13 protein-coding genes are annotated in these 15,827 nt (G+C 59.7%); 8 read left to right on the top strand and 5 right to left on the bottom strand.

What is annotated here, in order from left to right:
- Positions 1-78: 78 nt before the first annotated feature.
- The 7 genes from ACT3RW_RS01315 to ACT3RW_RS01285 all read left to right on the top strand — a co-directional run bounded on the left by ACT3RW_RS01315 (position 79) and on the right by ACT3RW_RS01285 (position 8,156).
- The gene (locus ACT3RW_RS01315) at positions 79-855 is read left to right on the top strand and encodes a DeoR/GlpR family DNA-binding transcription regulator (protein WP_444612556.1); all 777 of its coding nucleotides are present in this window, start codon (positions 79-81) and stop codon (positions 853-855) included.
- A complete protein-coding gene (locus ACT3RW_RS01310) occupies positions 852-1,832 on the top strand; it encodes a 1-phosphofructokinase family hexose kinase (protein WP_131090588.1) in 981 nt (326 codons plus the stop codon). The genes ACT3RW_RS01315 and ACT3RW_RS01310 overlap by 4 nt, the downstream gene beginning before the upstream one ends.
- Positions 1,829-3,835, top strand: coding sequence for a PTS fructose transporter subunit IIABC (locus ACT3RW_RS01305; protein ID WP_444612555.1), 2,007 nt, complete (start codon positions 1,829-1,831; stop codon positions 3,833-3,835). The genes ACT3RW_RS01310 and ACT3RW_RS01305 overlap by 4 nt, the downstream gene beginning before the upstream one ends.
- Complete coding sequence (gene ptsP / locus ACT3RW_RS01300) at positions 3,832-5,514, top strand: phosphoenolpyruvate--protein phosphotransferase (protein WP_444612554.1); 1,683 nt, start codon at positions 3,832-3,834, stop codon at positions 5,512-5,514. Before ACT3RW_RS01305 ends, ptsP begins: the two co-directional genes overlap by 4 nt.
- 52 nt (positions 5,515-5,566) lie before the next feature.
- Positions 5,567-5,845 (top strand): HPr family phosphocarrier protein, encoded by a 279-nt coding sequence (locus ACT3RW_RS01295; RefSeq protein WP_022875374.1) that lies wholly within the window; start codon positions 5,567-5,569, stop codon positions 5,843-5,845.
- 126 nt (positions 5,846-5,971) lie between these two features.
- Positions 5,972-7,267: an MFS transporter gene (locus ACT3RW_RS01290; RefSeq protein ID WP_444612553.1), complete on the top strand. Its 1,296-nt coding sequence runs from the start codon at positions 5,972-5,974 to the stop codon at positions 7,265-7,267.
- A gap of 136 nt (positions 7,268-7,403) precedes the next feature.
- Positions 7,404-8,156 (top strand): polysaccharide deacetylase family protein, encoded by a 753-nt coding sequence (locus ACT3RW_RS01285; RefSeq protein WP_061952798.1) that lies wholly within the window; start codon positions 7,404-7,406, stop codon positions 8,154-8,156.
- 3 nt (positions 8,157-8,159) lie between these two features.
- Here the strand turns inward: ACT3RW_RS01285 and ACT3RW_RS01280 are convergent, their stop codons facing one another.
- The 5 genes from ACT3RW_RS01280 to ACT3RW_RS01260 form a co-directional block, all read right to left on the bottom strand.
- Positions 8,160-8,666, bottom strand: coding sequence for an SRPBCC family protein (locus ACT3RW_RS01280; protein WP_444612552.1), 507 nt, complete (start codon positions 8,664-8,666; stop codon positions 8,160-8,162).
- A 42-nt stretch (positions 8,667-8,708) separates the two neighbouring features.
- A complete protein-coding gene (locus ACT3RW_RS01275; protein ID WP_444612551.1) occupies positions 8,709-9,080 on the bottom strand; it encodes a hypothetical protein in 372 nt (123 codons plus the stop codon).
- Positions 9,081-9,219: 139 nt separating this feature from the next.
- Positions 9,220-10,836, bottom strand: coding sequence for a hypothetical protein (locus ACT3RW_RS01270; protein WP_444612550.1), 1,617 nt, complete (start codon positions 10,834-10,836; stop codon positions 9,220-9,222).
- A 21-nt stretch (positions 10,837-10,857) separates the two neighbouring features.
- Entirely contained in the window at positions 10,858-12,126 is a 1,269-nt protein-coding gene (locus ACT3RW_RS01265; protein WP_444612549.1) for an AAA family ATPase, read from the bottom strand.
- Positions 12,127-12,256: 130 nt separating this feature from the next.
- Positions 12,257-13,912 (bottom strand): thiamine pyrophosphate-dependent enzyme, encoded by a 1,656-nt coding sequence (locus tag ACT3RW_RS01260; RefSeq protein ID WP_444612548.1) that lies wholly within the window; start codon positions 13,910-13,912, stop codon positions 12,257-12,259.
- 355 nt (positions 13,913-14,267) lie between these two features.
- Between ACT3RW_RS01260 and ACT3RW_RS01255 the strand changes: the two genes are divergently transcribed.
- Complete coding sequence (locus ACT3RW_RS01255; protein ID WP_022875366.1) at positions 14,268-15,797, top strand: sodium:solute symporter; 1,530 nt, start codon at positions 14,268-14,270, stop codon at positions 15,795-15,797.
- Positions 15,798-15,827 lie beyond the last annotated feature (30 nt).

Here is a 15,827-nt window from a genome sequence, read left to right as displayed (position 1 = left end):
TTCCCACTCATTCGGGCATAAAGTCATGGAAACACAGATTCATGTGGTGCATGTCATGAAGAATTGCGGAGGCAATAAATGTTCGCCGAAGAACGACACCGGCTGATCGTCGAGCAGCTTGAGAAGGACGGAAAAGTCTCCGTCGCTCAGCTCGCCGAACGCTTTGAAATCACCCGGGAAACGGTGCGCCGCGACCTGGCCCAACTGGAATCAGAGAACTTCTTACGCCGTGTCCACGGCGGAGCAGTGACCATCACTGAAGCCAGCACTCGCGAAGAAAGCCACCTAGTGCGCACCGCAATTCACGCAGACGCCAAATCCCGGATTGCGCAGCGCGCCTTGAGCCTGCTGCCAGTCTCGGATGCCTCGGTCATCATTGATGCCGGAACGACCACCGAATTCCTCGCCGAACGCATGCTGCGCACCAACGCAAGCGCCGGACTGGTGGTCATCACCCACGCTTTGCCCATCGCCTCGGTACTGGTCCAGAGCCCAAGTGTCATCCTGGAACTGATCGGTGGCCGCGTACGTGGACTCACCGGTGCCACCTCCGGAGCACAGACCGTCGAAGAATACTCCCGTCACCGCGCAGACATCGCCTTTGTTGGCACCAACGGTCTGCACGCCAGCTTCGGGCTGAGCACCCCAGATCCACTGGAAGCAGCCGTCAAGCGTGCCTTGGTAGCCAGTGCCCGCCGCGTGGTTCTCTTGGCCGACAGCTCCAAGTTTGATCAGGAAACCCTGGTCTGCTTTGCCGGCCTGGATTCCATCGACACTCTGGTCACTGACCAGCAGCCCGGCGATGAACTCGCCGCCACCTTGGACGCTGCTGACGTAGAAGTGGTGATCGCATGATTGTGACCCTGACCGTCAACCCGGCACTGGATAAGACCATTGAACTTGGTGAGCCACTGTCCCACGGGTCCGTGCAGCGCGCCAAGGCAAGCCACGTGCAAGCCGCTGGTAAAGGTGTTAACGTTTCGCGCGCCATTGCCGCAGCCGGAGTTCAGACCCTGGCCGTGTTGCCCGGGGCGAGCACCGATCCATTGATCACCGCACTGGCTCTTGATCAGCTGGCGCACCGTAGCTTGTCTATCGACGAACCACTGCGCACCAATATCACCCTGACCGATCCTGATGGCACCACCACCAAGATCAACGAGCCGGGCCCGACACTGGACGCCGCACAACTTGAGGCACTCAGCCAGTTGGTGGCCGACGCCGCAGCCGGTGCACAGTGGCTGGTCTTGGCCGGTTCGCTGCCGCCGGGAGTCCCCGCCGACTTCTACGCACAGCTCACCGCACAGCTTCGCGCCTCACTGGGTGAAAAGTGCCCGAAGATCGCAGTGGATACCTCCGGTGCTCCGCTGATCGAACTTTTTGCGCACTCTGAGCAGCACATCCCGGATCTAATCAAGCCCAACGCTGAAGAGCTGGCTGAATTAGTGGGCGACTGCGATGAAGAAGCGCTGGAAGGCTCCACGCAACTAGCTACCGAGTGCGCCACCAAACTACTGGAGAAGGGGATCGGCGCAGTTTTGGCCACCCTAGGCTCCAAGGGTGCACTGCTGGTGACCAAGCAGGGAGTATGGTACGGATCGCATACCCCGATCACCCCACGCAGTACCGTCGGAGCCGGCGATTCCTCGCTGGCCGGCTACCTATTGGCAGATGTTGCCGGGGCCAGCGCCCCGGATCGACTGAAAAACGCAGTGGCCTACGGGGCTGCTGCCACACAGTTGCCCGGGTCCAGCATCCCCACCCAAGCAGATCTCACCGTTGACGCGGTCAGTGTCAACGAACTTTTTTCAACCCAAGGAACCGAGTCATGAGTGAACTAATCACAGAAGAGCTCGTGTTGCTCGATGCCGACCTCGGCAGTAGCACCACGGAAGTCATCGATCAGCTGGCGTTGCTGGTTGCCAACCAGGGCCGCGCCACCGACGCAGCCTCGCTGGCTGCCGACGGTAAGGCTCGCGAAGCCAAAACCGCTACCGGTGTACCCGGCGGCATCGCTATTCCGCACTGCCGCTCCGCCGCGGTGACCGAGCCAACCTTGGCCATGGCCCGGCTGAACCCGAAGGTCAACTTCGGTGCCAAGGACGGCGAAGCTGACCTGGTGTTCTTCATTGCTGCCCCAGATGGCGCCGACCAGGCGCACCTGAAGTTGCTGTCCAAGCTCGCTCGCGCACTGGTGAAGAAGTCCTTCACCGCCTCCTTGCGTGAAGCAACCAGCCCAGCTGAAATTGTGGAACTGGTTCGCGCTGTGACCTCAGATGCCCCAGCTCCAGCTGCTGCTGCGCCGGCTGCACCAGCGGCTGCCGTAGCTAGTGATGCACCAAAGAAGAAGTCCATCGTTGCTGTGACCGCTTGTCCTACCGGTATTGCGCACACCTACATGGCCGCCGATTCCTTGGCACAGACCGCCGAGGAAATGGGCGTGGACTTCGCCGTAGAAACCCAGGGTTCCTCGGGTTCCACCCCACTAGATCCAGCCGTCATTGCCGCCGCTGACGCGGTAATCTTTGCGGTGGACGTTGACGTGCGTGACCGTTCACGCTTCGCTGGCAAGCCAGTGATCCAGGTTCCAGTCAAGCGCGGTATTGATGAGCCAGAAAAGCTGATCAACGACGCCATTGCTGCTTCCGAGGATCCATCGGCCCGCCGTGTTCCTGCCGGTGCTGCCACCAGCACCGAAGAGAACAAGGACAATGAGTCCTTCGGCGCTGGCCTGAAGCGTGCGCTGCTGACCGGTGTCTCCTACATGATTCCTTTTGTCGCCGGTGGCGGTTTGCTGATCGCCTTGGGCTTCCTGTTCGGCGGTTACGACATCACCGGCGTTGCAGACAAGTACCTGACCGAGAACACCCTGTTCAACCTGCCTGATGCTGACTTCATGTCCTACATCGGTGCAGTGGCGTTCAAGATCGGTAGCCTCTCCATGGGCTTCCTGGTCCCCGCGCTAGCCGGCTACATTGCGTACGCCTACGCTGACCGTCCGGGTATCGCCCCAGGCTTCACCGCCGGTGCGGTGGCAGGCTTCATGGGCGCAGGCTTCATCGGCGGTATCGTCGGTGGTTTGATCGCAGGTCTGGCCTGCCGCTGGATCGGCTCCTGGAACGTGCCACGCTGGATGCGCGGTTTGATGCCAGTAGTGATCACCCCACTGTTGGGTTCGATTATTGCCTCGGGTCTGATGTTCCTGTTCCTTGGTGGCCCTATCGCTAAGCTGACCGAAGCCTTGAATAGCTGGCTCTCGGGCATGTCCGGTACCGCTGCCGCAGTGCTTGGTCTGATTCTTGGTCTGATGATGGCCATCGACCTCGGGGGACCGGTGAACAAGGTGGCCTACTCCTTCGCAGTTGCTGGTCTGGGTACCGCTTCACTGGCAGATAACCCTGCACCAATGATGATCATGGCCGCCGTGATGGCTGCCGGCATGGTTCCACCTCTGGCCCTGGCTTTGGCCACGACCGTCCAGCCGAAGCTGTTCAGCGAAGGCGAACGCGAAAACGGTAAAGCTGCCTGGTTGCTAGGTGCAGCCTTCATCTCTGAAGGTGCCATTCCTTTTGCTGCCACCGACCCGTTGCGCGTCATCCCAGCCTCCATGGTTGGTGCTGGTGTAACCGGTTCGCTGATCATGAGCTTCAACGTCATCAGCCAGGCACCACACGGTGGTATCTTCGTCTTCTTCGCTATGAATAACACCTGGCCACTATTCCTGTTGGCTACCTTGATCGGTGCGGTAATCTCAGCAGTACTGGTTATAGTTTTGAAGAAGTACGTACGCAAGGCTCCAGTTGGAGCCGCTGAGCCGGCAAAGGTCGCAGCATGAGCAAGAAATACACTGGAGTAGGCGTCAGCGCCGGACGTGTTATTGGACGCGTACGTCGCATGCCTGAACCAATCCTCGCACCGGCCGACGGTGCACCACTGCCACAGGGTGTCAGCGCTGAAGAAGAAACTCAGCGTCTGGCCGATGCCTCCAAGGCCGTGGCTACCGGGCTCAAGGAGCGCGCAGCACTGGCTACCGGAGATGCTCAGGCCGTGCTGAAGGCCACCGCGTTGATGGCTAGCGACCGCTCGCTGATCAAGTCGGCGACCAAGCTGGTTGCCGGTGGCACGTGCGCCGAGTCGGCCATCTGGGAAGCTGCCGACGCGGTAGCCACCCAGCTGACCGCGCTGGGCGGCTATATGGCCGAACGCGCTGGCGACGTGCTGGATGTTCGCGCCCGCATTGTTGCCGAACTGCGCGGGGTGCCTGCCCCAGGTATCCCGGACTCCAATGAGCCATTTATCCTTGCTGCGGTGGATTTGGCGCCCGCTGACACTGCAACCTTGGATCCAGCTAAGGTGCTGGCTTTGGTCACCTCCGATGGCGGACCGCAGTCGCACACCGCGATCATCGCCCGCTCGCTGGGGCTGCCAGCCATTGTTGCCGCTCCGGAAACCACCGAGCTGGCCGACGGTGACTACGTCTTTGTCGACGGCATCGACGGACAGGTCATCACCGACCCCACCGAAGCCGAAGAGCACCTGGCCTCCACCTACGCCAACCGCGAGGTCCTGCCGGACTTCTCGGGCACCGGCGAGCTGGCCGATGGCTACCGCGTTCCGCTGCTCTCCAACGTGGGCAGCGGCGAGGACGCCCAGCTGGCAGCCGAAGCCGGCGCCGAAGGCGTGGGCCTGCTGCGCACCGAGTTCTGCTTCCTGGGCAAGGAAAAAGAACCAACCCATGAGGAGCAGGTTGCTGCTTACGGCGCCGTTTTTGCCGCCTTCCCAGGCAAAAAGGTTGTTGTTCGCACCCTGGATGCAGGCGCGGATAAGCCATTGCCATTCTTGACCGATTCCAGCGAGCCAAACCCGGCACTGGGTGTGCGCGGCTACCGCACCGACTTGACCAGCCCAGGTGTGCTCGACCGTCAGCTTAAGGCTATTGCCCAAGCTGCCAGCGAGCATGAGGCTGATGTTTGGGTGATGGCTCCGATGATCTCCACTCCAGCTGAAGCGCAAGACTTCGCCACCATGGCTAAGGCAGCTGGCTTGGCCATCGCCGGCACCATGATTGAGGTCCCCTCAGCTGCAGTGCTGGCGGGCCAGATCCTGCAGCGCTGCGACTTCGTCTCCATTGGCACCAATGACCTGACCCAGTACACTATGGCTGCGGATCGCCAGCTGGGCACCTTGGCCGAGCTCAACGACCCATGGCAGCCAGCCGTGTTGCACATGGTCGCTGCCACTACCGCAGGCGCCCAGAGCGCCGATGGCAAGCCAGTAGGCGTTTGCGGCGAGGCCGCAGCCGACCCTGCGCTGGCCGTGGTCCTGGTGGGCTTGGGTGTCACCACCTTGTCGATGAACAAGCGCGCGCTGGCTCCGGTCTCCGCAGTACTGCGCACCGTGGACTTCGCCAAGGCCCAGCGCCTGGCCAAGCTGGCGCTTGATGCGCCGTCTGCCGAGCTGGCCCGCAGCGCTGTTCGCGCCGAGCTGAGCGAACTGGACCGCTTCGGCCTGTAGGCCACTAGAATTTATCTTCAACGACCGTTCACAAGATCCTGAAGGAGCCATCATGGCAGAACGTAAAGCAATTATCGGCAGCCGCGTCGGCCTGCACGCCCGCCCGGCAGCAATCTTCGCCGAAGCAGCAGCAGAGCTTCCGGTAGAGGTCACCATCGCCCTGGAAGGCGAGCCAGCAGATGAGGCAATGGACGCTTCGAGCATCCTCTCGCTGATGGGCCTGGGCGCTGAGCACGGCACCACCGTGGTCCTGCGTGCCGAGGGAGAAGGCGCAGAAGCTGCCCTTGACCAGCTGGTCACCATCTTGGAGACCGACCACGACGCTGAGTAATCCTTAGCTCGAAAATCCGGGGAACAGGCTACGGCTTGTTCCCCGTTTTTTGTGGCCAAATTACCGATTGACAGAACTCAATCACTTAGCGGATGATGATACTTACGCACTAACGTAGGAGTTTGCATGAGCGCACTCAAGACCTCCGCGCTGCGCCTCATCAAGCCCTTCGCCATCCGCGATTACGCCCTGCTGGCCAGCGCCCTTGTTTTCTCGACCTTTGCCGCGGGCATGTGGAGCGTGGCCATGGTCTACCAGGTACGCAGGCTGGATGGCGGACCGGTAGAACTGTCCATGGTCGCGACCGCCAACGCCGTGGGCCTGCTGTGCTTTGTGCTGTTCGGCGGCATCATGGCCGACCGGCATTCATGCCGTCGCATTGTACTGCTGGTGGAGACCTTTTCCTTTGCCCTGATGAGCATCACCGCGATTCTCGCAATTTCCGGCGCACTGGAACTATGGCATCTGATGGTGGCCGGATTCCTCATGGGTGCCGGATCAGCATTCTTCTACCCGTCCTACTCTGCGCTGCTGCCCAAGATGCTGCCCAGCGATCAGCTTCTGGCCGCCAACGGGTTGGAGGGCACCGTGCGCCCCGTGGTGCATACCGCACTGGGCCCCATGGCCGCCGGCTTCCTCGTCGCCACGCTGTCACCGGCCCACGCGATCATTGGCGTGGCCTTGGTGCACTTCTCTGCTTTGCTGATGCTGCGCAGGATCCCCAACCGGGATGCCTATAACGCCGCAGCGGTCGCTGACGGCGAAGCGAAACCGGGCATTGTCCGCCAATTGCGTGAGGGAGTCGGCTATACCGTGCGCACCCGCTGGCTGTTATGGACCCTGTTGTTTTCGGTCATCTCCGTATTCACCTTCATCGGCCCCTTCGAAGTGCTCTTGCCTTTTATCGTCAGCGACAACCTGCATGGCGATGCGAAACTTTTCAGTTTTGCATTGGCGTTCTTCGGCGTCGGATCAGCGCTGGGTTCATTGCTGATTGCCTCGGCTAAATTTCCGCGCCGCTATCTGAGCCTGATGACCGCTTGCTGGTGCTTGGGCACCTTGCCCTTGGCCATGGTTGGCTATGTTGATGAAGCATGGATGCTGTTCATTATCCTCTTGGCCTTCGGCATCACCGATGCGGTGGGCATGGTCATCTGGGGAACGCTCTTGCAGCGCAGGGTTCCCAGCCGGCTACTGGGCCGGATTTCCAGCCTCGACTTCTTCGTTTCGCTGGCGCTGATGCCGCTGTCCATGGCGGTCGCAGGACCCCTTACCCAGGTTCTGAGCCTGCAATCGATATTTGTCATCGCGGGCCTCGCCTCGCCGGTCTTCGGAATCATCGCTTGGTGGGCTGGAAAGTTCGCTCGAGACGAAGTGGAACATCCGCTGGTGGATGAGCCTTTGCCCGTAAGCGAGGGGTGAGCCCGGCCGTTGCCGAAGTTCACCCCTCGGCTTGCTCTTGCATCCCTTCGCACCGCAGTTGAACGGATGGGTAATTTTCGGCCCATTCACTGTGGCGCTCTGTACCAATCTCGCCACCTCGGATAACACTAGAAGGATGAGCCGACAACTTTCCCGCTGGATCATGCTTGCCATGGCGCTGCTGGGCGCTACAAGTGCCGCGTCCTGCTCTGCCACCACCGGGGCGGAGCCGCAGGCCCAATCCCCCAGCCAGTCCGCCAGCGAACAAGTTGATTGCTCCGTGCAGCGCTGCGTCGCGCTCACATTTGATGATGGCCCGGATCAGTTCACCGATGAGTTGCTGGATACCCTGAAGGCCACCGAAACCCCTGCCACGTTCTTCCTCATCGGAAGCAAGGTCCAGAAGCTCCCTGGCACGCTCCAGCGCATGGCAGCTGAAGGCCACCAGATCGGCAGCCACACCTGGGACCATTCGGATATCACCAAGCTGTCAGCCCAGCAGCTGAAGCAACAGCTGGATCGCACGGATGCCGCCATCAAAAAGGCGACAGGGCAGAGCCCCAGCGTTTTCCGTCCGCCGCTAGGACATCACGACAAGGCGCACAATCAGCTGGTCCCTTACCCACTGGTGCTTTGGGACATCCACACCCATGATGGGCGGCTGAAGAATTCCGAAAAGATCGTGAAGGTCACGATGGATACCGTCCAGCCGGGGTCCATCGTCCTGATGCACGATCCTCGCAAGACCACCGTCCAAGCCATTCCCGAAATGGTGTCGCAGCTGCGAGCCAAGGGCTACACCCCGGTAACCGTGGACCAGCTCTTCGCCGGGGAAATGGAGAATTCCGTGGTGTATTCATCGGCGCCGCACGATCCCGCGCAGCAGTAATTATCAAGGCGCTTGTTCAGCATAAAGACGCAGCTGATCCAGCTTGTCCCCCTCGCTTTCGCGAACGTTCGCAGCGAGTTCCTCGCACTGTTCCACGCTCAAATCAGGATTGATGATCGCCACTTGCAATACCACTTCGGTGTACCCGGCGTCGTCCTTCAGGTCATACCGATAGGACAGGCCATCCGGGTTTTCTGAGGTGTGGAGAATGAGCAATCGATTGTCGATGAGTTTATGGACGCGATAGACGCGTTCATGTCCGGAGACCCGATAGACCAGATTGGTGCCCACCTTCAATTCGGGGTCATCTGAATGCATGGAACCAATCCCATGGATCCACAAGGGAGCTGCTGCCCAGTCGGTCAGCAATTCCCAGACGCGGTGCACCGGAAGATGAATGAGAACGGTGCTTTCAAAAACACTGAACTGGCTCATACCGGAATCGTTGCACTCCCATGGGTGAATGGGAATAGCTTTCAGAAGATTCGGGTAGAAAAAAGCCGGCGCCAAACAGTTGTCCTGTTTGGCGCCGGCCAGGGGCGTTATTGGTGTTTACCAGTCTTCATCATCAACGTCGGCCTCCGAGATGCCCAGCTCCGGCTCCTGCTCCAGGTCGAAGTTGTACCAGGCCTCGGTGAAATCAGCCATGGAATCCAGCGCTTCCTGCGCATCACCGTCCAAAACCTCAAGGGCTTCGGGGCTGTTAAGCACTGCAGTCATCGCAACGAATGGGTGATGCTCAAAGTAATCGGTTGGGGTGGCATCTTCGTTAAACGTCAGATTCTCGCTCTGCGCAAAGAGTTCGACGTACTGAGCCACTGCCTCGGGCAGACGGCTCAGGTTGATGCCAGTCAAGGACTCATTGTAGATTTCAGCAGTTGCGTCAGCCCACTGCTCAATGAGCTCTTCGCTCATCATTGCCATCTGATTATCCACCTCGTGGTCGGGGTTTTTGCTTCACGTAATTCGGTAGCAATTCATCTTATTTCTTCAGCGCGAGCATGCCAAGACAGAATCTTCAGTTGGATTGTGATCTTTTCGACCGCGTGATTTTCGACGGCTGTTACTGATCCAGAGAAGGGACATCAGGCAGTTCAGGCATAGGTGAAAAGCTGAAGTCGTCGAGCTTCGGTGCAGGTGATTTGGTCAGCTGGTCAAGCTGTTCGGGCGTCAGCTCGACCGGCCCGCCAGGCCCATCTTCCACCGGGCCGCCGGAATCTTCCGAGGGCTGAGGGACGCTGCCGAGCAGCGAGAGGGACACTGCGAAGGCGATGAGCCCGAACACCAAATGCACGGCAATGAAGTACAGTCCACCAAGGTTGCCTCGGAGCAAGGCGAATCCCCTCAATTTTGCAGAGGAGCTCACTGCGAGCCCGTACGCGAAGGCGTTGTCCTTGAATCCCAAACGGAATTGGCAATAGGCCAGGACTGCGCCGATGACCAAGAGGCCAAGTCCTGCCGACCCCAGGGGCACTGCGGCCAGCTGGCTTGGATGCGCCATGCACACGCCAAAAAGAATCAGATGGGCCAATACCAAGAGGACACGTTTCCAGAACCCAGCAGCGTATCCACCGCTCAGGCGCACCAGGTGTATCCGGCGTTCTTCAGGATCCTGGCGATCTTCCGGAGGACCCGAAATCTCGCGGAAAATCAGCGCCGCACCTGCCCGGCCCGCCGCGGTACCAAGAATCATCATGATTGCTCCCGCCATCGGGGCAAAGCAACCTGCAATCGCTCCGATGAGGGCTGCGGCCCAGCTGATCTTGTACGCGCGGGCGGCTTTGGGCAGGCTCGGAAAACGGGCATGAATATCTTTGATATATCCAGCTGGGAGGGACTTCTCGCTCTTCCTGTAGGTGCTGATACTCCACCAGGCAAAGAGCCCGGCGCAAACTGACACCAGCGCAATGGCAATAAGGAGAACCGGCAAGCTGGCGCCAACCCCGAAAGAGGAGATGGCCGCAAGAAGAGGAATGAACAGCCACCAGCGGTTCGCATAAACCGCCTGCTTGGCGAGGAAGTTCTCTGCGTAGTCCTCGTGCAGCTTTTCATTCATGGGGTCGCTGGCCAGCATGCCACGCAGCAATTGGCCGTGGTCCCCCACGATCTTGTGGCCTTTTTCAATGCTTCCAGCTGAACGCAATAGGCCCTGATGATGCGGGTCGATGCGCAGTCCTGCTTCGAGGTGCTTCAACGCGCTGCGCTGGTCCCCGGCCATATCGGCTGCAAGTGCAGCGCCTTGATAGAAGTCAGGGTTTTCCGGCTCCAGCATCAGCGCATGTTCGGTGGCCTGGCGGGCCAGGATCCGCTCGTCATTATTCTGCACATTTCCCAGCAGGATCATTCCCAGCAGGTGATGGCCACGGGCATACTCCGGTTCCACGGCAATGACCTGCTGGATCGTCGCCAAGGCTTCATCGCGGCGGCGCAGCCTGGAGAGCGCAACCGCCAGCTGTTCTCCGGCTACTGGATGTTCAGGGTTCAGACCTAGCGCCGCCCGTGCGGTACCTTCGGCTTCGTCCCACTGTTCCAGGTTCAGATGGCAGGCCGAATAGAGCATCCAGAATTCGGCAACCTGCTGATACTCGTTGAGATTATCCTTGAGCAGGCTGATGGCTTCGGTTTCCCTGCCGGTCGCCAGGTGGTGGCTGATTCTGGTGTAGAGGACGTCAAATTCCATGCGGCGCCTTTCCTGCTTGGGCTAGAGCAGTTTCCTGGCGACCAGGTAATCAGCCAGCTCGTCGTATCGGCCGTTCTCGTTGCTGAAGCGCACGACGTTGCGAGCCGATTCCAGCCATGGCAGGGTCGATGGCTTCACTTCTTTCATGGCCGTGTGGATATGCGCCATATCCACGGGCAGCACTTCATTGCGCTGGATGGACTGCATCATGGCTTTCTCGGCCGCGGTGGTGCACAAATGCTCCAGGTCGGCTCCGGAGAATCCGTCAGTTTGCTCGGCAATCCATTTCAGATCGATTCCGGCGATAGGGCGGCGCTCCAGATGATAGCGCAGGATGGATTCACGCGCTGGCAGGTCCGGCGCAGTGACCAGCACGGTACGGTCCAAGCGGCCAGGACGCAGCAACGCCTCATCCAGATCCCACGGATGGTTGGTTGCGGCCAGTACGTAGAGCCCATCATTGTTCGATGAGAGCGAATCCATCTCCATGAGAAGCTGGTTGACCATCTGGCGTAGCCACGAGGCGCTGCCAGTCAAAGACCCACGGCGCAGGCCCAGGGCATCAACCTCATCAAGGAAGAGAACGGTTGGCGAATTGCTGCGGGCCTTTTCGAAGATGGCCTTGATGTTCTTTTCGGTTTCTCCGATGTGCGAGTCGAGGATATCGGTCATGGTGACCGCCATGAAGTTGGCTTGGAGCTCGCCAGCCACAGCACGTGCCACAAAGGTCTTGCCGCAACCCGGAGGGCCATAGAGAAGAAGCCCGCCGCGCAGGGACTTGCCGAAGGCCTTGGCGATGGCGGCGTTGCGCATCGGCGCCAGGAACGATTCGTTGAGCCGGTCCTTCACGTTCTGAAGGCCGCCTACATCGGCCAGGGTGATGCGCTGGCCCGCCGGTTCTACCGGGGCGACGGTTTCCGTGCTCTCGCCCATCTGGATTTCCGGTTCTGCAAAGGGCGCTGGCACGGACTGCTCGAATTGCTGCGCCGCCGCGTCCCAGTCAAAGCCTGGCTGCTCGGTGCTTTGTGGCGTGGCTGGAGCCGGTTCTGAAGCCGGTTCGGGAGTTGGCTCTTCCCCCGCGCCGCCCATGAGCGCTGCGCTGACTTGGCCGAGCAATTGCAAGGCCGCAGTATTTCCGGGGTCTTTTTGGACCACGATATTGATATGCGCCAGAGCTTCAGCCGCTCGGTTGGCTTGGTGCAGTTGCGGGGCCAGATGAAGGCGCAATTCGTGTTCCTCTGGCGCCGCTTCGACGGCACGCAGGAGGCTGGCGATCAGGGGATCATTCATATTGTGAGAGCTCCACTATTGCAAGTTGTTGCTGGCAGACTTCTTCTGACCACTCTGCCACTTAAGGCATCCAACGGGTACCGCATAAACGATACCCGTTGGAATTATGTGTTTGCTCTTAGCCTCGCCCTTAGTAGGCCTTGACGCCCTGCTCCACGATCAGGTGGATCAACGCAAAGGTCTTGTTCTCGTCGACAGCCTTCAATGCGGCTTCCAGGGCCGCTGGAACATCGGCGTCCTTTTCGACCCGGACCCCGAAGCCGCCAAAGGACTGGGCCATCAAGGCGAAATCAGGATTCTGCAGCTGAGTGCCGGAAACACGATCGGGGTACTGGCGTTCCTGGTGGGTGCGAATGGTTCCGTACTGCTGGTTGTCCATGATGACCACCAGCGGCGTGGCGCCGTATTGTGTTGCCGTGGCCAGTTCCTGGCCGTTCATCAAGAATTCTCCGTCACCTGCGATGGTCACCACTCGGCGCCCCGGGTAATTCAGCGAAGCAGCCACTGCCGATGGAATGGAGTATCCCATGGAGCCATTGCGCGCGGAGAGCATCGAGGCATATCCGTTGGTCGGGAAGTAGCGGTGGGCCCAGTTGGTGTGCTCGCCAGCACCGAAAGTAACCATGGCGTCTTCAGGCAATGCATTGACCAGGTTCGACATCAGGGTTGCCATCTTGGCTGGCCCGTCGGCTGGTATCGGAGTTGGCAGCGCCGCGAATTTCTCCTGCTCGCCGCGCATCCGCGAGGTCCATTCTTTCCAGGAGTCCTTCACGGGCAAGTCCATCAACAGCAGGTCGCGGACAAATACGTCGGGCTTGGCCACGATCTGGTGCGAAACCGGACCGGAGCGACCGCGCAAGGATGGGTCGATGGTGACCAGGAAGTTTTTCTTCTCCCAGTTCTGACGGACGTTGAAGCCGTCGGTGATCACGTCGCCTGGAACGGTTCCAACGAAGATCAGCAGATCTGTTTCTTCCAGCAGGTCATAGGTTGGCTTGGGGCGGCCGTAGCCGATGGGGCCGACATAGGAAGGCGAATTGAATGGAACGGTGCCTTCGCAACGCCATTCGGCAGCGGCCGGGAGGTCATGCTCTTCGAGCCAGCGGGTGAAATCGGCTGCGCCCTGCGGCGACCAGTCGTTGCCGCCGAAAATGAACAGCGGCTTGTCCGCCTCCTGCAGGGCGGTGTTCAGCGCCTTCCAGTCCGTTACGGTCATGCCGCCGGTGGCAACCGGAATCTCCGGGTGCAGTTCGGCAGAAATCTCGTTGCGGATGACATCTTCTGGGAGGCCAACCACCACGGGGCCGGGACGGCCGGACATGGCTGCGAACATCGCTTCTGCGACTACTTCACTGGCGCGGTCCGCATGGTCCAGGATCATCACGCGCTTGGCTCCTGTGCCGAACCAGGCCTTCGGGTCGAATTCCTGGAAGGCTTCCTTTTCGCGGTGCTCAAAAGGAATCAGGCCGACAAAAAGCACCAGCGGTGTGGAGTCCTGCCAGGCGGTGTGCAGCCCGACGTGCGCGTTGGCGGCGCCCGGGCCTCGGGTCACCATGGCAATGCCGGGACGCTGGTGCATCTTGCCTTCGGCTTCGGCCATGTAGGTAGCGCCGCCCTCGTGGCGGCATACGACGGTCTCAATGGATGAGTTGTGCAGTCCATCGAGGACATCCAAGTAGCTTTCGCCCGGAACAACGTAGGCTCGTTCAACGCCGTGTGTGGCAAGTGTATCGACAATGACATGTCCGGCTGACTTCTTTGTCAGTCCTTGGGCATTTTCACTCATCTGTAGGCGTCTTTCTAGTTGCGGGAAATTGTCAGACGCAACGGAAATTGACGGCTCTAAAGCCAGTGATGCAACGTTGCGTTGTCGCAAAACAGTACTAAAGAAGACCCAATTGCGCACTGTGAATGCCTATTACTACGCAACTATGACACCATGCGCGCCGTGATGCATATTTCTAGGCAAATTGTCTATATTTTTTGGAACCGTAGAACAGTAATGTTTATCACACCTCTGAGCGGGCCAGTTCACAGACACAAAGCCGGAAAGCATTGACCTGTGTCAGCTCACACAAGTAGCCTATTGAGAAATAAAAGTTTACTGATAGTAAGCATTCTCACTCGCATCGGGGAAGTCCATGGAATTCATCAATGGGACCATTGTCGCGTTATATCTCGCCGCAATGCTCGCGTTCGGATGGTGGGGCAAGTCCCGCACCAAAAACAGCAGCGATTATCTAGTCGCCGGCCGCCGCCTCGGCCCGTTCCTCTACACCGGGACCATGGCCGCCGTCGTGCTTGGCGGCGCCTCCACCGTGGGCGGCGTGGGTCTGGGATACAAATGGGGCATCTCAGGCATGTGGCTCGTGGTCGCCATCGGCGCCGGCGTCATTCTCCTTTCGGTGTTCTTCGCGCCAACCCTGCAGAAGCTCAAGGTCTTCACCGTCTCGCAGATGCTCAGCCTGCGTTACGGCAGCGCAGCGGCTACCAACACCTCCGGCATTGTCATGCTGGCCTACACGCTGATGCTCTGCGCAACCTCCACCAGTGCCTACGCCACCATCTTCGTGGTGCTCTTCGGCTGGGAAAAGTGGGTAGCCATTGCCATTGGCGGTGCGATCGTGGTGGTCTACTCGACCATTGGCGGCATGTGGTCCATTACCCTTGCGGACCAGGTCCAGTTCATCATCAAGACCATAGGCATTTTCGCCCTGATGCTCCCATTCTCCATGCACGCAGCTGGCGGCCTGGACGGCATCCGTGAACGCGTGGACGCTGAGTTCTTCAGCTTCACCGGCATCGGCTTGCAGTCGATCATCACCTACTTCGTGGTCTATACCCTCGGCCTGCTCATCGGCCAGGACATCTGGCAGCGCGTCTTCACCGCCAAGACTCCCAAGGTAGCTCGCTGGGGCGGCATGACTGCTGGCATCTACTGCATCTTCTACGGCGCAGCAGGTGCCCTGATCGGCATGGCCGCAAAGGTAGCACTGCCTGAGATCGCTGGTGCTGCTGATAATAAGGACGTCGTTTACGCGGAGGTCGCCACACAGCTGCTGCCAGTAGCTGTGGGCGGTCTGGTGATGGCCGCGGCTGTTGCCGCCATGATGTCCACCGCTTCGGGCGCATTGATCGCCGCCGCCACCGTGGCACGCACCGACGTGACTCCATTTGTGGCTAGCTGGTTCGGCAAGCAGATCCAGGTCAACTCGAATGAGAACCCTGAGCACGATGTTCGCGCCAACCGCATCTGGGTCATGGTTCTAGGCGTCGTCACGGTCACCTTGGCCATCCTGGTGGATGACGTGGTTGCCGCATTGACTATCGCATACGACATTCTGGTGGGCGGTTTGCTGGTGGCTATCATCGGCGGCCTGCTGTGGAAGCGCGGCAACGGTGTTGGGGCTACGGCCTCCATGGCTGCCGGCTCCCTGGTAACCCTGGGCACGATGATCATCTTGGAGATCCAGGCGGAGAACAAGTTCGATGGCGTCTATGCCAACGAACCTATCTACTACGGCCTGATCGCTTCGGCAGTAGCGTTCATTATTGTTTCGCTGCTGACCAAGACCACGGATCGACAAGTGATTGAGCACTGGAACCTGCGCGTTGCCGGCAAGGCCCAGGATGCCCCGGTGAACGCAACGGCACAAGAGCCTACGCTCTAGTGAGCTAGTAGTACCGAGTCGAACCCATGA

Origin of the sequence: Glutamicibacter sp. AOP5-A2-18, assembly GCF_052446055.1 — a bacterium.
Lineage (GTDB): Bacteria > Actinomycetota > Actinomycetes > Actinomycetales > Micrococcaceae > Glutamicibacter.
The sequence above is the reverse complement of the archived record's forward strand: the minus strand, read 5'-3'. Positions and strand labels throughout refer to the sequence as shown.